Origin of the sequence: Streptomyces sp. NPDC086147 (genome assembly GCF_040702165.1) — a bacterium.
Taxonomy (GTDB): Bacteria; Actinomycetota; Actinomycetes; order Streptomycetales; family Streptomycetaceae; genus Streptomyces.
The window spans coordinates 841,422-862,509 of record NZ_JBFBJO010000001.1; the positions used below are offsets into that span (position 1 = coordinate 841,422).

Annotated in this window: 16 protein-coding genes; 7 read left to right on the forward strand and 9 right to left on the reverse strand. The window is 72.0% G+C overall.

Going from position 1 to position 21,088, the window contains the following annotated elements; genetic code table 11:
* Positions 1 to 56 precede the first annotated feature (56 nt).
* The 3 genes from AB0398_RS03965 (at position 57) to AB0398_RS03975 (ending at position 4,689) form a co-directional block, all read left to right on the forward strand.
* Positions 57 to 1,391, forward strand: coding sequence for an MFS transporter (locus AB0398_RS03965; RefSeq protein ID WP_366372180.1), 1,335 nt, complete (start codon positions 57 to 59; stop codon positions 1,389 to 1,391).
* Between the two features lie 282 nt (positions 1,392 to 1,673).
* Entirely contained in the window at positions 1,674 to 3,290 is a 1,617-nt protein-coding gene (cimA, locus tag AB0398_RS03970; RefSeq protein WP_366372181.1) for a citramalate synthase, read from the forward strand.
* 52 nt (positions 3,291 to 3,342) lie between these two features.
* Positions 3,343 to 4,689: a hypothetical protein gene (locus AB0398_RS03975; protein ID WP_366372182.1), complete on the forward strand. Its 1,347-nt coding sequence runs from the start codon at positions 3,343 to 3,345 to the stop codon at positions 4,687 to 4,689.
* A gap of 53 nt (positions 4,690 to 4,742) precedes the next feature.
* Here the strand turns inward: AB0398_RS03975 and dnaN are convergent, their stop codons facing one another.
* Complete coding sequence (gene dnaN, locus AB0398_RS03980) at positions 4,743 to 5,846, reverse strand: DNA polymerase III subunit beta (protein WP_366372183.1); 1,104 nt, start codon at positions 5,844 to 5,846, stop codon at positions 4,743 to 4,745.
* A 168-nt stretch (positions 5,847 to 6,014) separates the two neighbouring features.
* Here dnaN and AB0398_RS03985 point away from each other — a divergent pair, with 168 nt between their 5' ends.
* On the forward strand, positions 6,015 to 7,172 hold the full coding sequence (locus AB0398_RS03985) for a serine hydrolase domain-containing protein (RefSeq protein ID WP_366372184.1): 1,158 nt from the start codon (positions 6,015 to 6,017) through the stop codon (positions 7,170 to 7,172).
* A gap of 106 nt (positions 7,173 to 7,278) precedes the next feature.
* Here AB0398_RS03985 and AB0398_RS03990 read toward each other — a convergent pair whose 3' ends face one another.
* Positions 7,279 to 7,890, reverse strand: a complete 612-nt coding sequence (locus AB0398_RS03990) for a YceI family protein (RefSeq protein WP_366372185.1) — start codon at positions 7,888 to 7,890, stop codon at positions 7,279 to 7,281.
* A 278-nt stretch (positions 7,891 to 8,168) separates the two neighbouring features.
* Between AB0398_RS03990 and AB0398_RS03995 the strand changes: the two genes are divergently transcribed.
* The 3 genes from AB0398_RS03995 to AB0398_RS04005 all read left to right on the forward strand — a co-directional run bounded on the left by AB0398_RS03995 (position 8,169) and on the right by AB0398_RS04005 (position 14,122).
* Positions 8,169 to 12,059, forward strand: coding sequence for an endo-alpha-N-acetylgalactosaminidase family protein (locus tag AB0398_RS03995; RefSeq protein ID WP_366372186.1), 3,891 nt, complete (start codon positions 8,169 to 8,171; stop codon positions 12,057 to 12,059).
* Between the two features lie 259 nt (positions 12,060 to 12,318).
* A complete protein-coding gene (locus AB0398_RS04000; protein WP_366372187.1) occupies positions 12,319 to 13,902 on the forward strand; it encodes an acyl-CoA carboxylase subunit beta in 1,584 nt (527 codons plus the stop codon).
* A 16-nt stretch (positions 13,903 to 13,918) separates the two neighbouring features.
* The gene (locus tag AB0398_RS04005) at positions 13,919 to 14,122 is read left to right on the forward strand and encodes an acyl-CoA carboxylase subunit epsilon (protein WP_161374056.1); all 204 of its coding nucleotides are present in this window, start codon (positions 13,919 to 13,921) and stop codon (positions 14,120 to 14,122) included.
* A 164-nt stretch (positions 14,123 to 14,286) separates the two neighbouring features.
* Here the strand turns inward: AB0398_RS04005 and AB0398_RS04010 are convergent, their stop codons facing one another.
* From AB0398_RS04010 to AB0398_RS04040, 7 genes are all read right to left on the reverse strand, one after another.
* On the reverse strand, positions 14,287 to 14,868 hold the full coding sequence (locus AB0398_RS04010; protein ID WP_015036414.1) for an ATP/GTP-binding protein: 582 nt from the start codon (positions 14,866 to 14,868) through the stop codon (positions 14,287 to 14,289).
* Positions 14,849 to 15,397 (reverse strand): DUF742 domain-containing protein, encoded by a 549-nt coding sequence (locus AB0398_RS04015; RefSeq protein WP_366372188.1) that lies wholly within the window; start codon positions 15,395 to 15,397, stop codon positions 14,849 to 14,851. Before AB0398_RS04015 ends, AB0398_RS04010 begins: the two co-directional genes overlap by 20 nt.
* A gap of 106 nt (positions 15,398 to 15,503) precedes the next feature.
* Complete coding sequence (locus AB0398_RS04020; protein ID WP_026057603.1) at positions 15,504 to 15,917, reverse strand: roadblock/LC7 domain-containing protein; 414 nt, start codon at positions 15,915 to 15,917, stop codon at positions 15,504 to 15,506.
* Positions 15,918 to 15,924: 7 nt separating this feature from the next.
* Positions 15,925 to 19,203 carry a nitrate- and nitrite sensing domain-containing protein gene (locus AB0398_RS04025; protein WP_366372189.1) on the reverse strand — a complete coding sequence of 1,093 codons (3,279 nt, stop codon included), beginning with the start codon at positions 19,201 to 19,203 and terminating at the stop codon, positions 15,925 to 15,927.
* Positions 19,204 to 19,542: 339 nt separating this feature from the next.
* On the reverse strand, positions 19,543 to 20,124 hold the full coding sequence (locus AB0398_RS04030; protein WP_161374012.1) for an ATP/GTP-binding protein: 582 nt from the start codon (positions 20,122 to 20,124) through the stop codon (positions 19,543 to 19,545).
* Positions 20,105 to 20,509 carry a DUF742 domain-containing protein gene (locus AB0398_RS04035; protein ID WP_121834079.1) on the reverse strand — a complete coding sequence of 135 codons (405 nt, stop codon included), beginning with the start codon at positions 20,507 to 20,509 and terminating at the stop codon, positions 20,105 to 20,107. The genes AB0398_RS04030 and AB0398_RS04035 overlap by 20 nt, the downstream gene beginning before the upstream one ends.
* A gap of 165 nt (positions 20,510 to 20,674) precedes the next feature.
* Positions 20,675 to 21,088, reverse strand: coding sequence for a roadblock/LC7 domain-containing protein (locus AB0398_RS04040; protein ID WP_053644606.1), 414 nt, complete (start codon positions 21,086 to 21,088; stop codon positions 20,675 to 20,677).

Sequence of the window (21,088 nt, forward strand, 5' to 3'; positions counted from 1 at the left end):
TCGTTGCCCGCTGCACCCTTGTTGGCCGGGCCGGTGCTCCGGCACGGTTCCTGCCCATGGGACGAGAGCACTGGAAGAAGATCTGGGTCGGCTCCGCCGGCAACATGGTCGAGTGGTTCGACTGGTTCGTGTACGCGAGCTTCGCCACCTACTTCGCGGGGGCGTTCTTCCCCGAGGGCAACGACACCGCCAAACTCATGAACACCGCCGGCATCTTCGCCGTCGGCTTCTTCATGCGCCCGGTCGGCGGCTGGCTCCTCGGCCGCGTCGCCGACCGCAAGGGCCGCAAGACGGCCCTCACCCTCACCGTCACCCTGATGTCCGCCTCCGCCGTCCTGATCGCCGTCGCCCCCACCTACGCGGTCGCCGGGTACGGCGGCGCCGCCGTCCTCCTGGTCGCCCGCCTCCTCCAGGGCCTCTCGGTCGGCGGCGAGTACGCGGCCAGCGCCACCTACCTCACCGAGGCCTCCGCCCCCGAGCACCGGGGCTTCGCCTCCAGCTTCCAGTACGTGTCGATGACCGCCGGCCAGGTCCTCGGCCTCGGCCTGCTCCTCGTCCTCCAGCAGACCCTGTCCGACGCGGCCCTGCACTCCTGGGGCTGGCGCGTCCCCTTCGTCGTCGGCGCCCTCGGCGCGGCCGTCGTCTTCTACCTGCGCCGCACCATGCTGGAGACCGAGGTCTACGAGGAGTCCGCGGGCGTCGGCGTCGAGCAGGGACAGCAGGGCACCCTCAAGGCCCTCTGGGCGCACCGCCGCGAGGCCTTCCTCGTCGTCGCGCTCACCATGGGCGGGACCGTGGCGTACTACACGTACACCACTTACCTCACCAAGTACCTCTCCAACTCCGCCGGGCTCCCCAAGCAGACCGCCACCCTGGTCTCCTTCTGCGCCCTGATCGTCTTCGCCTGCCTCCAGCCGCTCGCCGGCCGGCTCTCCGACCGGATCGGGCGCCGCCCCCTGCTCATCACCTTCGCGGTCGGCTCCACCCTCCTCACCGTGCCGATCATGGCGATGCTCAAGCACGCGGGCTCCTTCTGGCCGGCCCTCGGCCTCTCCCTCCTCGCGCTCCTCGTCGTCACCGGCTACACCTCCATCAACGCCTGCGTGAAGGCCGAGCTCTTCCCGACCGGCGTCCGCGCCCTCGGCGTCGCCCTGCCGTACGCCGTCGCCAACGCCCTCTTCGGCGGTACCGCCGAGTACGTGGCCCTCTGGTTCAAGGACGCGGGCATCGAGTCGGGCTTCTCCTGGTACGTCGCCGGCTGCGCGGCCGTCTCCCTGGTCGTCTACCTCACGATGCGCGAGACCCGAGACATCGACCTCGGCCGGGTCGGGAAGGACGCCGGCGCGGAGACCGGCACCGGACGGAAACCGGACAGCCTGCCCGTATCGTGAGACCCCCGCCCCACGGGGCGGTCACCTGTGCCAGACTTCCGGCGTGCCTGCTACCACGATGATTATCGGCAGCGGCGCGCCGGTCCGCAGTGACCGCTGAAGCGTGGAACGACCCCCACGCAGGCGGACACCGTGCCCCAGACCCGCGCGCAGACCTCTCGCACCCGCGAGGGGTTTTTTCGTTTTCCGGCCCCACCCACGCCGGAGACGGACGCGGCGCGAGAATGGGGGCAAGTGGAGCCAGACCTTCCGGAGCCACATCCGACAGGAGCCATGACAGCCATGACCACGGAGAACGTCGAGGCCGCACCCCTCGACGACAGTTTCCACGTCTTCGACACGACGCTGCGCGACGGGGCGCAGCGCGAGGGCATCAACCTCACCGTCGCGGACAAGCTGACCATCGCCCGGCACCTCGACGACTTCGGCGTCGGCTTCATCGAGGGCGGCTGGCCCGGCGCCAACCCCCGCGACACGGAGTTCTTCGCCCGCGCCCGCCAGGAGATCGCGTTCAGGAACGCGCGGCTCGTCGCCTTCGGCGCCACCCGCAGGGCCGGCGGCACCGCCGCCGAGGACCCGCAGGTCAAGGCACTCCTCGACTCCGGCGCCCCGGTCGTCACCCTGGTCGCCAAGTCGCACGACCGGCACGTCGAACTGGCCCTGCGCACCACCCTCGAAGAGAACCTGGAGATGGTCCGCGACACCGTCTCCCACCTGCGCGAGCACGGCCGCCGCGTCTTCGTCGACTGCGAGCACTTCTTCGACGGCTACAAGGCCAACCCCGACTACGCCAAGGCCGTCGTCCGCGCCGCCCACGAGTCCGGCGCCGACGTCGTCGTCCTCTGCGACACCAACGGCGGCATGCTCCCCGCCCAGATCCAGGCCGTCGTCGCCACCGTCCTCGCCGACACCGGCGCCCGGCTCGGCATCCACGCCCAGGACGACACCGGCTGCGCCGTCGCCAACACCCTCGCCGCCGTCGACGCGGGCGCCACCCACGTCCAGTGCACCGCCAACGGCTACGGCGAGCGGGTCGGCAACGCCAACCTCTTCCCCGTCGTCGCGGCCCTGGAGCTCAAGTACGACCAGCGGGTGCTGCCCGAGGGCGCCCTCGCCGAGATGACCCGGATCTCGCACGCCATCGCCGAGGTCGTCAACCTCACGCCCTCCACCCACCAGCCGTACGTGGGCGTCTCCGCCTTCGCCCACAAGGCCGGACTGCACGCCTCCGCGATCAAGGTCGACCCCGACCTCTACCAGCACATCGACCCCGAGCGGGTCGGCAACACCATGCGGATGCTGGTCTCCGACATGGCCGGCCGCGCCTCCATCGAGCTCAAGGGCAAGGAGCTCGGCGTCGACCTGGGCGGCGACCGGGCGCTGGTCTCCCGGGTCGTCGAGCGGGTCAAGGAGCGCGAGCTCCGGGGCTACACGTACGAGGCCGCCGACGCCTCCTTCGAACTGCTCCTGCGCGAGGAGGCCGAGGGCCGGGCCCGCCGCTACTTCCGCACGGAGTCCTGGCGGGCGATCGTCGAGGACCGCCCCGACGGCACCCACGCCAACGAGGCCACCGTGAAGCTCTGGGCCAAGGGCGAGCGGATCGTCGCCACCGCCGAGGGCAACGGCCCGGTCAACGCCCTCGACCGGGCGATCCGGGTCGGCCTGGAGCGGATCTACCCGCAGCTCGCCAAGTTCGAGCTGACCGACTACAAGGTCCGCATCCTGGAGGGCCGCCACGGCACCGAGTCCACCACCCGGGTCCTGGTCACGACCAGCGACGGCCGCGGCGAGTGGTCCACGGTCGGCGTCGGCGAGAACGTCATCGCCGCCTCCTGGCAGGCCCTGGAGGACGCCTTCACCTACGGCCTGCTGCGGGCGGGAGTCGACCCCGCCGAATAGTCGCCTTTGGTCTTTTATGTTCTGTTCGACGCCGTTCGGGTAGCGTCGACGTATGAGGACCAGGCCGCTCGCCCGCCTTGCGGCTCTCGGCGGGTTGATACTGCTGCTGCTCCTGGTCCTGGTGCCCACCGCGGGCGCCAGGGCCACGGGCGTGTCCGACGCGGCCGCCGCCCTGAGGCAGGGCCCGGTCTACGTCGACCCCGGCGCCGCCGACCAGCTGTCCGAGGCCGACGCGGACGCCCTCGCGCGGAAGATCGAGGACGCGGACAAGCCGCTCTTCGTGGCCGTGCTGCCCGCGAACGCCCAGTTCCCGCCGCAGGGGCTCCTCGACGACCTGCGGGCCCGGACCGGCGCCACCGGTCTGTACGCCGTACGGCTCGGCGACCGGTTCGACGCCGGGGTCGACCCCTCCGTGATGTCCCCGGCGGCCGTCCGGAACCTCGCCGCCTCCGTCCGTACGCCGGACGTGGACGCGGCCACCGAGCTGAACGCCTTCGTGGACCAGGCCCTGCCCGCCATGAAGGGCTCCGCCCCCTCCTCCTGGGGCTCCGCCGGATCCGGCTCCGGGGTCCCGGTCGCCGGACTCGCCGTCCTCGGCGGCGTCGTCGTCGCGGCCGGCGCGGGCGGCTACGCGGTCGTCCGCCGCAACCGGCTCCGCAAGGAGGCCGAGGAGCGGGCCGCCCTGGAGAAGCTCCGGGTCGTCGTCGACGAGGACATCACCGCCTTCGGCGAGGAGCTGGAACGCCTCGACTTCCACCCCGCCGAGGCCGGCGCCGACGACACCATGCGCGGCGACTACGAACGCGCCCTCGACGCCTACGACCGGGCCAAGTCCCTCATGGGCTCCGCCGCCCGCCCGCACGACGTGCGCGGGGTGACGGAGGCGCTGGAGGACGGGCGCTTCTCCCTCGCCGTCCTGGCCGCCCGCCGCGAGCGCCGCCCGCTGCCCGAGCGGCGCGCCCCCTGCTTCTTCGACCCGCGCCACGGCCCCTCCACCGAGGACCGCCGCTGGACCCCGGCCGGCGGGACCGCCCGCGAGGTGCCGGTCTGCGCCGCCGACGCGGCCCGCCTGGACGACGGCCTCGACCCCCTCGCCCGCACGGTCGACACCGATTCCGGCCGCCGCCCCTACTGGGAGGCGGGGCCCGCCTACGGCCCCTGGGCCGGCGGCTACTTCGGCGGCGGCCTGCTCCCCGGCCTCCTCATGGGTACCTTCCTCGGCTCCATGCTCTCCACCCCGGCGTACGCCTCCGAGTACGGCGGCGGCGACTTCCAGGGCGGCGACTTCTCCTCCGGGGACTTCGGGGCCGGCGACTCCGGCGGCTTCGACGGCGGGGGCGGCTTCGGCGGCGGGGACTTCGGCGGGGGCGGCGGCTTCGACGGCGGAGGCGGCTTCTAGGACGCGCACCCGGGCCCCGGTCGGCTTGTACGGCGCGCCCCCGGGCCCCGCTCTCAGACCAGCGGCTTCACCGACATCAGCAGATGGCGGTGGGCCGGGTCCGGGCCGTCGGTGAGCAGGGCCCGCTGGCCGGGACCCAGCAGGTGGAAGCGGACCTCCGGGCTGTCCAGGGACGCCAGGGCGTCCAGGAGGTAGCCGGGATTGAAGGCGACCGCCACGGAGTCCGCCCCGGCGAGGGAGGCCGGCAGCCGCTGGGACGCCACGTCGTCCTCGTACCCCGCCCGCAGGTGCAGGCCCTCGGCGGAGAAGGCCAGCTGGACCGGGCTGTCGCCCTCCGCGACGACCGCGACCCGCTTCACGGCCTCGGTCAGCGGCACCCGGTCGGTGACCGCGAGGGCGTGCGCGCCGAGGTCGAAGAGCTTGTCGTGGCGGGGGAGGCGGCCGTCGAGCAGCCGGGTGGTGGTGCGCATGCCGCCGCTCTCGAAGCCCAGGGAGCCGGAGTCGAGCGCGAGCCGGGCCGGACCCCCGCCGGCGAGGGAGCGGGCGATCTCGGTGAGGCGCCGGGCCGGGACGACCACGTCGGCGTCCGCCGCGGCCGCGTCGGCCCCGGGCTTCCACTCCAGGGTGCGGACCGCGTACCGGTAGCGGTCGGTGGCGGCCAGTGTCATGACCGTCCCGTCCAGGGAGAGCCGTATCCCGGTGAGGACGGGCAGCGAGTCGTCCCGGCCCGCCGCCACCGCCACCTGGCCGACCGCCGCCGCGAAGGCGTCCCCGTCGACCAGACCGAGCACCTCGGGCAGCGGCGGCGGCGCCGGGTGGTCGTCGAGCGGCAGCAGCGAGAGGCCGAACCGGGCGTCGCCCGAGGTCACCGAGAGGCGGGCGCCCTCCACGGCGAGCTCGGCGCGGCCCCGGGGGAGCACCTTGCAGATGTCGAGCAGCCGCCGGCCCAGGACCAGCGCCCGGCCCGCCGCGACCGTCTCGGCCTCCACCTCGATCCGCGCCGAGGCCTCGTGGTCGAGCCCCGAGACGCGCAGCCCGTCCCCCGTCGCCTCCAGGAGCAGCCCCCCGAGGACGGGCATCGGGGAGCGGGCCGGCAGGACGCGCGCGGCCCAGGCCACGGCATCGGTCAACACGGCGCTGTCGATACGGAATTCCATGCCGCCGACGCTAACGGCCCCCACTGACAACGCCTCCGACCTGCGGGTTCCGGACCGGTCCCCGCTTCCCCGACTCCGTTGTCAGTGGCGGCCGTTAACGTCGTGGACGACGACCGGAACGACCCACGAACACTGCCGCGGCGGCGGCGCGCAGGGTGAGGAGACGCGATGAACGACGTCCACGTCCACGGCACGGTGGAGCCCGGTTTCGAGCCCGTGCGGGAGGTGTTCGCGGAGATCGCCGCGCACGAGGCGCGGGACGGCGGCGCGCAGCTCGCCGTTTACCACCGGGGCCGCCTCGTCGTCGACCTCTGGGGCGGTGACGGCGTCGACGGGGACTCCCTGCTCGCCCTCTACTCCTCCTCCAAGGGCGCCATGGCCCTGGTCACCGCCCTCCTCGTGCAGGACGGCGCCTTGGACCTCGACCGCACGGTCGCCTCCTGGTGGCCCGAGTTCGCCGCCGAGGGCAAGGGGGAGACCACCCTGCGCCAGCTCCTCTCCCACCGCTCCGGGCTGATCGGCACGGACGAGGGCCTCTCCCTGGAGGAGCTGGCCGACGACCGCAGGACCGCCGCCCGCCTCGCGGGCGGCCGCCCCTACTGGGAGCCGGGCACCGGCCACGGCTACCACGGCCTCGTCATCGGCGCCCTGGTCGGCGAGGTGGTCCTGCGGGCCACCGGCCGGACGATCCAGGAGCTGTTCGAGGAGCGGGTCCGCGCCCCGTACGCCCTCGACTACTACCTGGGCCTGCCCGAGGAGCTCGAACCCCGCTTCCGCCCGGCCCTGCCCCTGGTCCCCACCGCCGAGGAGGAGGCGTTCCTCGCCGCGAACCCGCTCCCGCCCGACAGCCTGGCGGCCGTCGCCTTCGGTCTCCGCACCGATCCGCCGCTGGACATGGTCGAGTACGGCAACAGCCGTGCCGTGCACGTCCAAGCGCCGCTCTCCGGCGGCGGCGTCGGCTCGGCCCGGGGCCTGTCCCGGATGTACGCGGCGATCGCGGGCGAGCTGGACGGCCGGCCCCCGCTCCTCGCCCCCGGCACCCTCGCCGAGTTCGCCCGGATCCACTCCGAGGGCACCGACCTCGTCACGGGCTCGCGGAACGCCTTCGGCCTCGGCTTCGTCCCGCTCGGCACCCGCTACCCGTCGCTGGGCGCCGGAGCCGTCGGCCACAGCGGCGCCCCCGGCTCCCAGGCCTTCGCCGACCCGGCCGCCGGCCTCGCCTACAGCTACGCCCGCCGCCGCTTCGCCTTCATGGCGGGCCCGGGCGCGCCGGAGAACGACCGGCTGGTCCCGGCGGTGGTGGAGGCGGCGGCGAAGACGGCCTGACGCCCACCGGTTCCGGACCCGGGCCCGGAAACGCCGAGCGCCCGCCGTCCGCCGGGGGGAGGCGGACGAGCGGGCGCGCTCGTGGGGCCGTACGGCCGGGAAGGGATCAGGCGGCGTTCTTGATCGCGGAGATGTCGAAGGTCAGCTTGACCTTGTCGCTGACCATGACGCCACCGGTCTCCAGGGCCGCGTTCCAGGTCAGGCCCCACTCGGAGCGCAGGATCTCGGCGGAGCCCTCGAAGCCGACGCGCTCGTTGCCGTAGACGTCCGTCGCGGTGCCGTTGAACTCCAGGTCGATGGAGAGCGGGCGGGTGACGTCCTTGATGGTCAGGTCGCCGGTGATCCGGTACTTGTCGCCGCCGAGCTGCTCGGCCCGGGTGGAGCGGAAGGACATCAGCGGGAACTGCTCGGCGTCGAAGAAGTCGCCGCCGCGCAGGTGGGCGTCGCGGTCGGCGATGCCGGTGTCGACGGAGGCGATCCTCACGTCGATCGAGGCGGTGGAGGCGCCGGGGTCCGTCCCGTCCAGCTTCAGCGTGCCCTCGTGCTCGGCGAAGCCGCCGCGGACGTTGGTGACCATGGCGTGGCGGACGGTGAAGCCGATGCTGCTGTGGGCGGGGTCGATGGTGTAGTCGCCGGTCAGGGCGGCCAGGGCCGGGTCCACCGGGAGGGTGGCGACGGCGGTGGCGGACTCGGTGTTCTTGCGGCCGAAGAGACCCATGACTGCTCCTTGCTCGGAATTGGTTGAACCTTCAACGAGAACGACTGTAACCCTATTCCGTTCAACATTCAACATCTATGGGAGATGTTCCTGGGCGTGGCCTTCCACGACTGCGACCACAACCGCGACCGCCGCCGACCCCGTCGGCAACCCGGAAGAAAGCCCACGAACCCCCCTCGTCGTCCACTTGGACTAACCGAAGGGGGTTCTTGGACTGGAGGGGCCCGCGCGGCGCGATCTCGTTGACGGTGCCGCCGGGCCGGGGCCAACTGGTGCGCATGCCCCTCCCTCACTCGCCACGAGGCCGCAGGATCCGTGCGGCCTGCGCGCTCGCCGTCGCCTCCTCCGCCGTGTTCGCCCTGGCCGGGCCCGCCGACGCCCGGAGCCCGCTCACCGGGACCGCCACGGGCGCCACCGACACCGCCACCGCGGACACCGCCGTCCCAGAGGCCGTCCTCTCCTCCCGGCAGCTCTCCGTCGCCGTCGCCCGGGACTTCCCCCGCGTCCTCTCGTACACCGACCGCGCGAGCGGGGCCCGGATCCTCGGCAGTACGGCCCCGGTCACCCAGGTGGTCCTCAACGGCACCGCCCGCACCGTCCGGACCAAGGGCGACCCCGTCCTGAAGCCGGCCTCCGCCGCGTACACCCTCGTCTTCCCCGACCTGCCCGGCGTCGAGATCGACGCGCGGCTCGGCGTCGAGGGCCGGACCACCACCTTCCGGATCACCGCCGTCCGCGACACCGGGGACTTCCGGGTCGGGACGATCGACATACCCGGCCACGACCTGGTCTCCGTCGGCTCCTCGGACACCGGCGGCGCCTCGACCGCCTTCACCCGCCTCGACCCGGACTCCACCCGCACCGCCGACGTCTTCGCGCGGGTCACCGACGCCACCCCGGCCGACGCGAACCCCGTCGGCGCCACCTACGCGATCGTCGGCACCGGCCGCCTCGCTGCCGCCGTCGAGTCCAACTCCAGCTACGACAAGCCCTCCGGCGCCTCCGCCCGCGACGGCTCCCGCTTCTGGCACCAGGCCCGCAAGAACGGCGCCGAGACCCGCGTCGGCGTCTGGTCCGGCCAGTGGACCCACCGCGGCGAGGGCGCCCCGAAGCCCGAGAGCGGCGACGACCTGCCCTGGGCGAAGGTCGTCGTCACCCCCGACGCCAACGCCGACGGAACCGTCGACTGGCAGGACGGCGCCATCGCCTTCCGCACGATCGGGATCAAGGCCCCCGGCAGCGAGCAGACCCCCGGCCGGGTCGTCGCCCACATCCCGTTCAACTTCGCCTCCCAGGCCACCCACCCCTTCCTGCGCACCCTCGACGACGTCAAGCGGATCTCGCTCGCCACCGACGGACTCGGCCAGTTCGCGCTGCTCAAGGGATACGGCTCCGAGGGCCACGACTCCGCCCACCCCGACTACGGCGGCAACTACAACAAGCGCGCCGGCGGCCTCGCCGACCTCAACACCCTCCTCAAGGAGGGCAGGAAGTGGAACGCCGGCTTCGGCGTCCACGTGAACGCCACCGAGTCGTACCCCGAGGCGAAGAACTTCAGCGAGACCCTCGTCGACAGGACGAAGCCCGGCTGGAACTGGCTCAACCAGAGCTACTACATCGACCAGCGCCGGGACATCAACAGCGGCGACCTCGCCCGCCGCTTCCAGCAGCTCCGCGACGAGACCGACCCCAACCTCTCCGCGCTCTACATCGACGTCTACTACACGCACGGCTGGATCGCCGACAAGACGATGCGGGCCGTACAGGCGCAGGGCTGGAACGTCGCCACCGAGTGGGCGGACAAGTTCGAGCGCTCCTCCCTCTGGTCCCACTGGGCCAACGACCTCGACTACGGCGGCGCCACCAACAAGGGCCTCAACTCGCAGATCATCCGCTTCATCCGCAACGGTGAGAAGGACGTCTGGAACGACCACCCGGTCCTCGGCCAGACCGCCCTCGTCGACTTCGAGGGCTGGACCGGCGAGACCGACTGGAACGCCTTCACCGCCAACGTCTGGCAGCGGAACCTGCCCGCCAAGTACCTCCAGCGGCAGACGATCACCCGCTGGAACGGCGACGACATCGCCTTCACCGGCGGCGTCCGCGGCACCGTCGAGAACGGCCGCCGCACCTTCTACGAGAACGGCCGCAAGGTCCTCGACGGCGACACCTACCTGCTGCCCTGGGACGGCGGCAAGAAGCTCTACCACTACAACAGGACCGGCGGCACGACCAGTTGGCAGGTCCCGGCCGGAACCCGCTCGTACACCGTGTACAAGCTCACCGACAACGGGCGCGTGAAGACCGCCACCGTACGGCCCGTCGGCGGGAAGGTCACCCTGGAGGCCGCCGCCGGACAGGCCTACGTCCTCCACCCCGACAAGGCCCCCGCCCAGGCCGACCCGCAGTGGGGCCGGGGCACCCCGGTGAAGGACCCCGGCTTCAACGACGCGGAGCTCACCGGCTGGACGAAGACCGGCACCGTCGCCCGTGACACCGACGAGCGGGGCCGCAACAGCGCGAAGCTCACCGGCACCGCCGCCGCCTCGGTCGGCCAGCGGATCACCGGCCTCACCCCCGGCGGGCGGTACACCGCCTCCGCCCTGATCGAGGTCGAGCCCGGGAAGACCCGCCCCACCGTCCTCTCCGTCGGCGGCGCGTCCGTCACCGTCGAGCGCTCCCCGCTTCAGAACCGGATCGCGGCCTCCGACTGGAACGGCACCCACCTCCAGCGCGCCAAGGTCACCTTCACCGCGCCGCGCGGCGCCGCCGCCCTGAAGATCGAGGCCGCGGGCGGCAGCGCCGCCGCCGTCCGGATCGACGACGTCCGGATCGTCCCGAACGACACCGCCACCAAGGCCGGGACCACGGCGTACGAGGACTTCGAGGCCGTCGACCAGGGCTGGGGCCCCTTCCTCAAGGGCGACTCCGGCGGGACGAACGACCCGCGCACCCACATCGCCCAGCTCCACGCCCCCTACACCCAGGCCGGCTGGAACGGGAAGCTCGTCGACGACGTCATCGGCGGCGCCGAGTCCCTCAAGTCGCACGACGAGAACAGCGGCCTCGTCTACCGGACCGCGCCCTGGACCGTCCCGATGAAGGACGGCCACCGGTACCGCGTCGAGTACGCCTACCAGTCCAGCCACGCGGGCGCGTACGAGTGGGTCACCGGCTACGACCGCACGAGCGGCACCGGAGCGGCCGTCGAGACCCGGCGCACCCCGATCGGGGAGCAGCGCACCACCGGGCACTTCACCGAGACCGTCACGGCGGGCTGCGGCGACACCTGGACCGGGCTGCGCAAGCGCGCCGACGCCCCCGACGGCGCCGACTTCGTCCTCGACGGCTTCACCGTGACCGACCTCGGCCCGGCCCCCGAGCGCGCCGCCTGCGGCACCCTCGCCGTCGGCGCGCCCGAGACCCTGGAGCCCGGCCGCCCGAACCGGGTCACCGTCGCCTTCGGCAACGACGAGGCCGCCGAGGCCACCGGCGCGCGGGCCGTCCTTGCCCTGCCCGAGGGCTGGACCGCCGAACCGGCCGCGCCCGTCGACCTCGGCACGGTCGCGGCGGGCGCGAAGGCCACCGCCACCTGGCAGGTGACCCCGCCGGTGGACGCGGCCTACCGGTCGTACCCGCTGAACGCCTCCCTCACGTACACCGTAGGCGGGGGAGAGCGGAGGCTGACCGCCGCCGCCACCGTCCGCACCCTGCCCCCGCCGCCCACCGCCGACACCTGGGCGAGCGACCACGACTGGACCTCGGCGGCCAGCGGCTGGGGGCCCGTCGAGCGGGACCTCTCCAACGGCGGGACCGCCGCCGGCGACGGCTCCCCGCTGCGGATCGGGGGAGTGGCGTACGCCAAGGGCCTGGGCACCCACGCCCCCGCCACCGTCCGCTACTACCTCGGCGGCCGGTGCGCCTCCTTCACCGCCGAGGTCGGCGTGGACGACGCCCAGACCGGCCGGGGCAGCGTCCGGTTCACCGTCCTCGCCGACGGCGCGGAGAAGGTGAAGTCCCCGGTCCTCAGGGCCGTGGACCCGGCCTGGTCCCTCACCGCCGACGTCACCGGCGCGGCCTACGTCGACCTGGTGGTCGACGACGGCGGCGACGGCAACGGCAACGACCACGCGGACTGGGGCGGCGCCCGCTTCCACTGCGGCGGCTGAACCCGTACGGTCCCCTTCGACGGAGGGGCCCTTGTAGGGAAGCGAAGAACGCGGGCGGCACCCCGGTACCCTGGGTGCCGCCCGCGGACGCGTGATCTTCACCGAGGTCTATGTCGAAACCCTACAAACACAGGGGGTGTCCGGCTGTTGACTCGGGACGTACGGGACACGGTTCTGTCCGCCCCCGCCAGGAATCGACACGCGAGACTGTACGGAGTCGACGGCAAGTTTTTCTTGTCCGACTTCGTAGGGTCGGTACATGACCGTTGTGGACCAGATCCCGAGCGAGCCCACCGACGCCCGTGGCCGGGTGGCCGAGTTGCACGTCCTGCGCGAGCAGGCCCTGAGCGGCCCGAGCGAGCGGGCGACCCAGGCGCAGCACGCGAAGGGCAAGCTGACCGCCCGTGAGCGCATCGAGCTGCTGCTCGACCCTGGTTCCTTCAACGAGGTCGAGCAGCTGCGCCGGCACCGCGCCCAGGGCTTCGGCCTGGAGGCGAAGAAGCCGTACACCGACGGCGTCATCACCGGCTGGGGCACGGTCGACGGCCGCACGGTCTTCGTCTACGCCCACGACTTCCGGATCTTCGGCGGCGCCCTCGGCGAGGCCCACGCCACCAAGATCCACAAGATCATGGACATGGCCATCGCGGCCGGTGCCCCGCTGGTCTCCCTCAACGACGGCGCCGGCGCCCGCATCCAGGAGGGCGTCTCCGCCCTCGCCGGCTACGGCGGCATCTTCCAGCGCAACACCCGCGCGAGCGGCGTCATCCCGCAGATCAGCGTGATGCTCGGCCCGTGCGCCGGCGGCGCGGCCTACAGCCCCGCCCTGACCGACTTCGTCTTCATGGTCCGCGAGACCTCGCAGATGTTCATCACCGGCCCGGACGTCGTCAAGGCGGTCACCGGCGAGGAGATCACCCAGAACGGCCTGGGCGGCGCCGACGTCCACGCCGGCACCTCGGGCGTGGCGCACTTCGCGTACGACGACGAGGAGACCTGCATCGCGGAGGTCCGCTACCTCCTGTCGATGCTCCCGCAGAACAACCGCGAGAACCCCCCGGCCGTCCCCTCCGAGGACCCGGCCGACCGCCGCTCCGACGTCCTGCTCGACCTGGTCCCGGCCGACGGCAACCGCCCGTACGACATGCACCAGGTCATCGAGGAGCTCGTCGACGACGGCGACTACCTGGAGATCCACGAGCGCTGGGCCCGCAACATCATCTGCGCCCTTGCCCGCCTGGACGGCCAGGTCGTCGGCATCGTCGCCAACCAGCCGCAGACCCTGGCCGGCGTCCTGGACATCGAGGCCTCCGAGAAGGCGGCCCGGTTCGTGCAGATGTGCGACGCCTTCAACATCCCGATCATCACCCTTCTGGACGTCCCCGGCTTCCTTCCCGGGGTCGACCAGGAGCACGGTGGGATCATCCGGCACGGCGCCAAGCTGCTCTACGCCTACTGCAACGCGACCGTGCCCCGGATCAGCCTGATCCTGCGCAAGGCGTACGGCGGCGCGTACATCGTGATGGACTCCCAGTCCATCGGCGCCGACCTGACGTACGCCTGGCCCACCAACGAGATCGCCGTCATGGGCGCCGAAGGCGCCGCCAACGTGATCTTCCGCAAGCAGATCGCCGAGGCCGAGGACCCCGAGGCCATGCGCACCCGCATGGTCAAGGAGTACAAGGCCGAACTGATGCACCCCTACTACGCCGCGGAGCGCGGCCTGGTCGACGACGTCATCGACCCCGCCGACACCCGCCAGACCCTCATCCGGTCCCTGGCCATGCTCCGCACCAAGCACGCCGACCTGCCCTCCCGCAAGCACGGCAACCCGCCGCAGTAAGAGGAGCCCCCTTCCCATGAGCACTCCCGCCAATCTCCTGCGCGTCGAGAAGGGTCACGCCGACCCCGAGGAGCTCGCCGCCATCACCGCGGTCCTCCTCGCCCGCGCCGCCGCCCAGCCCTCCGCCGACACCGCCGGCGCCCACCGGGGCCGCAGCGCGGCCGGCTGGCGCCGTCTGGAGCGCGAGCACGGCTTCCGCGCCCCGCACAGCTGGCGCTGACCCGCCACGGGCCCGCAGGGGCCCCGTGACGCACCGCGAAGGGCCGGAACCCGGTATCACCGGGTTCCGGCCCTTCGCGCTGCCCGCACGCCGAAGGCCGCGCCCCCCTTCCGGGGAGCGCGGCCTTCGGGACGAGCGGGGGAGAACGGAACGCCTGGGGACAGCTACCGCAGCCGGGCCATGAGGGCGTGCTCGACGAGGGTGATGAGCGCGCTCTTGGCGTCGGCCCGGTGGCGGGCGTCGGTGGTGATGATGGGGGTGTCGGGGCCGATCTGCAGGGCCTCGCGGACTTCCTCGGGCTGGTAGGGCTGGTTGCCGTCGAAGCCGTTGAGGGCGATGACGAACGGCAGGCCCGAGTTCTCGAAGTAGTCGACCGCCGGGAAGCAGTCGGCGAGGCGGCGGGTGTCGACGAGGACGACGGCGCCGATGGCGCCGCGGACGAGGTCGTCCCACATGAACCAGAAGCGGTCCTGTCCGGGGGTGCCGAACAGGTACAGGATCAGGTCCTGGTCGAGGGTGATGCGGCCGAAGTCCATGGCGACGGTCGTCGTCGTCTTGTCGCCGGTGTGGGTGAGGTCGTCGATGCCCGCCGAGGCGGACGTCATCACGGCCTCGGTACGCAGCGGATTGATCTCCGAGACCGCGCCGACGAACGTGGTCTTGCCCACGCCGAAGCCACCCGCCACCACGATCTTCGCGCTGGTGGTTGAACGGGCCGCGCCGCCGCTAGAGCTTGCGAAGTCCACTGAGCACCCTTTCGAGCAGTGTCACGTCTGGCTGACCGCCGGCGGCCTCGTCGCCGCCGGGCTGGTGGATGGCGACGAGTCCGGCCTCGGCCAGGTCGGCGACGAGGATTCGGGCGACGCCGAGGGGGATGGAGAGAAGTGCCGAGATCTCGGCGACCGACTTGATCTCGAAGCAGAGCCGGCAGATCCGCTGGTGCTCGGGCAACTGCCCCTGCAGCCGGGACGGATCGGCCGTCGTACTGACCAACGCCTCGATGGCGAGCTGGTAACGCGGCCTGGTCCGGCCGCCGGTCATCGCGTACGGACGCACCAGCGGGTTGTGCCCGCCCGAACCGCCCGACGCGGACGGGCCGCGCGAGGCGGACGGTCCGGCGGGCGCCGCCGGGGCGTGCGGCTGCCGATAGGGCTGCGACACGCCCTGTCCGCTCGGTGCGGAGGGAAAGTTGAACCGGTTCTGCGCGGTGTCGCCCAGCGGTGCCTGGTGCGCGTCATAACCGTTGTAGGGGCTCGCGCCCGGGGGTGTTCCCACGTTTCCTCCTCCGACTGCCTCGCGGTCCATGTCCCTTGGAGCCGCGCCACCGCACCTTACGGGGCGGTGGCGCGAAACGCACTGTCCGTCTGTTGGTTGAGAACTGTTAGTTAAGAAGACTGCCCTGGAGTTCCGCCCGGAGGTCGGGGGTCAGGACGGTGCCCGCGCGGTCCACGAGCAGGGCCATCTCGTAGCCCACGAGGCCGATGTCCGCCTCGGGGTGGGCGAGCACGGCCAGCGAGGAGCCGTCCGAGATCGACATGATGAAGAGGAAGCCGCGCTCCATCTCCACCACGGTCTGGTTGACCGCACCGCCCTCGAAGATCCGGGACGCGCCCGCGGTCAGCGAGGTCAGTCCGGAGGCGACGGCCGCCAGCTGGTCGGCGCGGTCCCGGGGGAAGCCCTCGGACATCGCCAGCAGGAGTCCGTCGGCGGAGACCACCACCGTGTGGGACACCCCGGGGGTGTTGTCCACGAAGTTGGTGATCAACCAGTTCAGATTCTGCGCCGCCTGGCTCATGCTCACACTAACGCTCCTGGTTGTAGGTACTGCCCGGGCCGAGGCCCGATCCGTTCGTGTCCGTTCCCGCGTTGCGCCCCTGCTGAACGCCCCGGCGCAGGTTGCTCAACCTGCCCCGTACGTCCTCGGGTGCGCGGGAGACCTGGGGGCCGCCCTGCGGGGTCTGCTCAGCCGTTCCCTCGACCAGGTTGGCCTTCGGGACGCGTCGGGGGAGACCGGACGAGGTGACCCCGCCCGCCTTCGGGTCCTTGAGCTTTCCGGCCCGCTGCCAGCGCTCGTCGTTGGTCGAGCGCCACGCGTCGGAACCTTCGGCTTCGCTCTGCTGCTGTTCCGGCTGCGCGGGCCCGGCCGGCTGCGGCGTCCGCTGCGTCGGCGGGGCGACGCCGCCGCGGCGCGGCAGTCCGGCGTCGGTCAGCGCGTGGCCGGCGTCCGGGGCGGGATTCGGAGTCGGACCCGGACGGTCGAAGCCTACGCGGTCGGCGGCCTGTTCGGGAGCGGCCTGAGCAGATTCCGGTTCCGCGCGGTACTCCTGCGCGTAACCGCCCTGGTAGGCGTTCTGATCCGGCCACTGTGCCTGGTGGGACTGGGGGTCGAACGCATTGTCGTACTGCTGGTGTTCGGTTACGGGAGTGTCGTACGAGGCTTCCGCATAGCCCTGCTGCGGGTAGGCCTCGTAGCCCTGCTGCTGCTCCCCGTAGCCTCCGGCGTAGCCGTCCTGCTGCGGGTAGCCGGCCGCGTACTCCTGGCCGTACTCCTGGGCCTGCTGCTGCGGCTGCTGCCCGTACTCCTGCGCGGGGGCGTACTCCGCCGCGTACTCCTGGCCCTGCTGCTGCCCCTGGGCGTACTCCTGGACCGGGGCGGCCTCCTGGCCGTACTCCTGCCGCTGCTCCGCCTCGTCGCGGAAGAGCGGGCGGTCGCCGCTCTGCGCCCGGTCCTCCAGGGCGGCGCGCCGCCCCTCGCGCCGCAGCGAGCGGTCGACCGGGTCGAGGCTCCGCTGCTCCCCGTCCGGCTGCTGCTCGTAGCGCGAGTCGTCGAAGCCGAGGTCGGCCGCGGTCAGCATCGGCTGCGCCGGGGCGCTCCCGAAGGCGTTCTGCGGCTGCTGCTGCGCCTGCTGCTGCTCGGGGATGATCTGGGAGACGGTGAAGTCGCCCTGGATCGGCTGCTCGCCGCCACCGCCGTGCGTGATCGCGTCCGGCAGCATGACGAGCGAGGTCGTGCCGGCCTGCTCGCCCGAGGGGCGGAGCTGGACCCGGACGCCGTGCCGGTCGGCGAGCCGGCCGACCACGAAGAGGCCCATGCGCTGCGAGACGGCGGCGTCCACGGTCGGCGGGTTGGCCAGCTTGTGGTTGATGTCCGCGAAGTCCTCGGCGGTGAGGCCGATGCCCTTGTCGTGGATCTCGACCATCACGCGGCCGTCGGGGAGACGGGTCGCGGTGACGCGGACCTTGGTCTGCGGGGAGGAGAACGTGGTGGCGTTCTCCAGAAGCTCGGCGAGCAGGTGCACGAGGTCGGTCACGGCCTGGCCGTGGATCTCGGCCTCCGGGACGCCCGCCAGCTCGATGCGCTCGTACTGCTCCACCTCGGAGGAGGCGGCGCGCATGACGTCGACCAGCGGCACCGGCTGGTCCCAGCGGCGGCCGGGCTCCTCGCCGGCGAGGACGAGGAGGTTCTCGCCGTTGCGGCGCATGCGGGTCGCCAGGTGGTCCAGCTTGAAGAGGTTCTCCAGCTGGTCCGGGTCGGCCTCGTTGTTCTCCAGGTCGGTGATGAGGGTCAGCTGGCCCTCGATCAGCGACTGGTTGCGGCGCGAGAGGTTGGTGAAGATCGCGTTGACGTTGCCCCGGAGCATGGCCTGCTCGGCGGCGAGCCGGACGGCCTCGCGGTGGACCTGGTCGAAGGCGCGGGCGACCTCGCCGATCTCGTCCTGGGAGTCGATCGGGATCGGCTGGACGCGGGTGTCGACCCGGCCCGGCTCGGTGCGGGAGAGCTGGTCGACCAGCATCGGCAGGCGCTGCTCGGCGATGCCGAAGGCGGCGGTCCGCAGGGTCAGCATCGAGCGGCTCATCTGCCGGGCCATCATTCCGGCGAGGACGAAGGCGGCGAGCAGCGCGATCACGACGATGGCGCCGTTCAGCCAGGCGTCGGACTTGGCGTCGTCGGAGATCTTGACGGCCTCGTTCACGGCCTTGTCGACGAGGGTCTTCTCGACCTCGCTGTAGCCCTCGAACTTGGCGGTGGCGATCGCCATCCAGCTCTCGGGCGTGATGCCCCTGGCCTTCAGGGCCTTGATGCCCGCGGGGCTCTTGGCCGTGCCGATCGCGGTGGCCGCGCCGGAGTAGACGGAGCCGTCCTTGCCCTTGGGCAGCTCGACGTCGGCGGCCTGCATCTGCTTGGCGCCCTCGGCGGCCTTGCCGGCCATGACCTTCTTGAGGAGCTCGACGTCCTCGGGCATGCCGCCGGAGCTGAACTCGCCGAGGGCGATCTGCTCCAGGTAGTTGTACGAGTTGAACGCCACGGACTGCTGGGCGAAGACTTCCTCTTTGCTGCTGGGCCGGACGAGCAGCTGGGTGCCGATGGACCGCTGGAGGGACTCGGCGCCCTTGGAGAGCTGAATGGCGTAGACGCTGCGGCCGTACGCGGTGACGTTTCCGGTGCCCAGTCCGAGCTCGTTGGAGAACTCGCTCAGGTAGTGCTGGACGCCCGTGTAGGCGAGCTGGGTGTTCACCGGGTCGTAGGAGCGGGCGTACGCGTCCTTGCGGAGCGCCGCGAGCTTCGGCTCCTCGTCCTTGAACAGGCGCAGCCGGCGCTCCAGGCCCTGGCCCGAGGGCATGTTCTTGACGGCCTCGTCGAACTTCAGACGGGCGGCGTCGGTCGCGGCGTACGCCCGGACGACCTCGTCGGCCTTGCGGTCCTCGTCGTTCTTGACGACCAGGAGCGGGGCGGCGGTGAGGTCCCGCTCGTTGAGCAGCGCGGTGCTGTACTCCGAGGCGGCGCGCACGATGAGCGCCGTCTTCTCGGCGTCCTGCGCCTCCTGCCAGGTGTCGATCGACCCCTTGACCTGGAAGCCGCCCATGACGAGGCCGACCAGCGCGGGTATGAGGAGGATCGCGTTCAGCCGGGTGGGCACCCGCCAGTTGCGGGGCGACAGCTTGCTGGAGCTCCCCTCGGCCGCCTGGACGGGCGGCGGAGGGGTCACGGGCACGTCCGCGGGCGACACCGCTGTGCGCGACGGCGGCGTGAAGTTGCCCCGCGTCTCCTGCTCCGCGGAGCTTTCCTTGCTTCGCCTCACTCGACCAACAACCTCTCGGCGTCGGCACCTACGTTGTGCCGGTGTTTCGTTCAGGGCCGTACTACTCGGGAGTTCATGAATTGCAGCACGTGAAGGGGGTCCCTTCCAAACACTGGGACACCGCTACTTTCAGTGGTCCGGACCGCGAATAAAACGGGCATAAAGAGCGAGCCCCGCCAAAAAGCGGGGCTCATGTGAGCGCAGTGACACCGATCGGATGCGTCGGGTGTCCGAGGCGCCCCAATTCTCTGTCGAAACGTTATGAACACGGAGGCGGTCGTGTCGAACGACACAGACCGCCCCCGGCGGCGGCGCGGGACAACGGCCCGGCCCGTTCTCCTACTTGAGCCGGGCCATGAGGGCGTGCTCGACGAGGGTGATGAGCGCGCTCTTGGCGTCGGCCCGGTGGCGGGCGTCGGTGGTGATGATGGGGGTGTCGGGGCCGATCTGCAGGGCCTCGCGCACCTCCTCCGGCTGGTAGGGCTGGCTGCCGTCGAAGCCGTTGAGGGCGATGACGAACGGCAGGCCCGAGTTCTCGAAGTAGTCGACCGCCGGGAAGCAGTCCGCGAGGCGGCGGGTGTCGACGAGGACGACGGCGCCGATGGCGCCGCGGACGAGGTCGTCCCACATGAACCAGAAGCGGTCCTGTCCGGGGGTGCCGAACAGGTACAGGATCAGGTCCTGGTCGAGGGTGATGCGGCCGAAGTCCATGGCGACGGTCGTCGTCGTCTTGCCACCCGTGTGGGTGAGGTCGTCGATGCCCGCCGAGGCGGACGTCATCACGGCCTCGGTACGCAGCGGATTGATCTCCGAGACCGCGCCGACGAACGTGGTCTTGCCCACGCCGAAGCCACCCGCCACCACGATCTTCGCGCTGGTGGTCGACCGGGCCGCACCGCCGCTAGAGCTTGCGAAGTCCACTGAGCACCCTTTCGAGCAGAGTCACGTCCGGCGTGCCGCCGGTCTCTCCGTTGCCCGGCTGGTGGATCGCCACCATGCCGGCCTCCGCCAGGTCGGCGACGAGGATCCTGGCGACGCCGAGCGGCATCGACAGGAGGGCCGACACCTCGGCCACCGACTTGACCTCGCGGCACAGGTGGCAGATCCGCTGGTGCTCGGGGAGCAGCGTGGCGAGGTGCGCCGGGTCGGCCGTGGTGCTGACCAGCGCCTCGATGGCGAGCTGGTAGCGCGGCCGGGTCCGGCCGCCGGTCATCGCGTACGGACGGACCAGCGGCTGGTCGCCCTCGTGCCCGTACTCGTCGACTGAGGAGCCGTACGGATCGTGAGAGGCGGGGGGCGGGGTCATGAATCCTCCGGGCGTGACAGCAAGACTTCTGCCGTCTGATGGGGCCGGTGGGGGGCCGGGTGGGGCGGCCGGACGGTGAACGGTTTCCAGGGCGGTACGGAGGGGCGTACCGCCCTGTCGGTCATTCGGTGCGGGGTCGTCGGGAGGTCCGGGTGGGTCCCGTCGCTAGTGGAGCAGGCTGCCCTGGAGCTCCGCGCGGAGGTCCGGGGTGAGCACGCTGCCGGCCCGGTCGACCAGCAGCGTCATCTCGTAGCCCACGAGGCCGATGTCGCACTCGGGGTGGGCGAGCACGGCCAGCGAGGAGCCGTCCGAGACCTGCATGAGGAAGAGGAAGCCGCGCTCCATCTCCACGACGGTCTGCGCGACCGGACCACCCTCGAAGATCCGGGACGCACCCGCGGTCAGCGAGGTCAGTCCGGACGCGACCGCCGCCAGCTGGTCGGCACGGTCGCGGGGGAATCCTTCGGACATCGCCAGCAGGAGTCCGTCGGCGGAGACCACCACCGTGTGGGACACCCCGGGGGTGTTGTCCACGAAGTTGGTGATCAACCAGTTCAGATTCTGCGCCGCCTGGCTCAT

Excerpts from the sequence above, each read along its gene's own strand:
- AB0398_RS03965 (WP_366372180.1), top strand. The coding sequence starts at position 57 with ATGGGACGAGAGCACTGGAAGAAGATCTGGGTCGGCTCCGCCGGCAAC.
- cimA (WP_366372181.1), top strand. The coding sequence starts at position 1,674 with ATGACCACGGAGAACGTCGAGGCCGCACCCCTCGACGACAGTTTCCAC.
- AB0398_RS03975 (WP_366372182.1), top strand. The coding sequence starts at position 3,343 with ATGAGGACCAGGCCGCTCGCCCGCCTTGCGGCTCTCGGCGGGTTGATA.
- dnaN (WP_366372183.1), bottom strand. The coding sequence starts at position 5,846 with ATGGAATTCCGTATCGACAGCGCCGTGTTGACCGATGCCGTGGCCTGG.
- AB0398_RS03985 (WP_366372184.1), top strand. The coding sequence starts at position 6,015 with ATGAACGACGTCCACGTCCACGGCACGGTGGAGCCCGGTTTCGAGCCC.
- AB0398_RS03990 (WP_366372185.1), bottom strand. The coding sequence starts at position 7,890 with ATGGGTCTCTTCGGCCGCAAGAACACCGAGTCCGCCACCGCCGTCGCC.
- AB0398_RS03995 (WP_366372186.1), top strand. The coding sequence starts at position 8,169 with ATGCCCCTCCCTCACTCGCCACGAGGCCGCAGGATCCGTGCGGCCTGC.
- AB0398_RS04000 (WP_366372187.1), top strand. The coding sequence starts at position 12,319 with ATGACCGTTGTGGACCAGATCCCGAGCGAGCCCACCGACGCCCGTGGC.
- AB0398_RS04005 (WP_161374056.1), top strand. The coding sequence starts at position 13,919 with ATGAGCACTCCCGCCAATCTCCTGCGCGTCGAGAAGGGTCACGCCGAC.
- AB0398_RS04020 (WP_026057603.1), bottom strand. The coding sequence starts at position 15,917 with ATGAGCCAGGCGGCGCAGAATCTGAACTGGTTGATCACCAACTTCGTG.
- AB0398_RS04035 (WP_121834079.1), bottom strand. The coding sequence starts at position 20,509 with ATGACCCCGCCCCCCGCCTCTCACGATCCGTACGGCTCCTCAGTCGAC.
- AB0398_RS04040 (WP_053644606.1), bottom strand. The coding sequence starts at position 21,088 with ATGAGCCAGGCGGCGCAGAATCTGAACTGGTTGATCACCAACTTCGTG.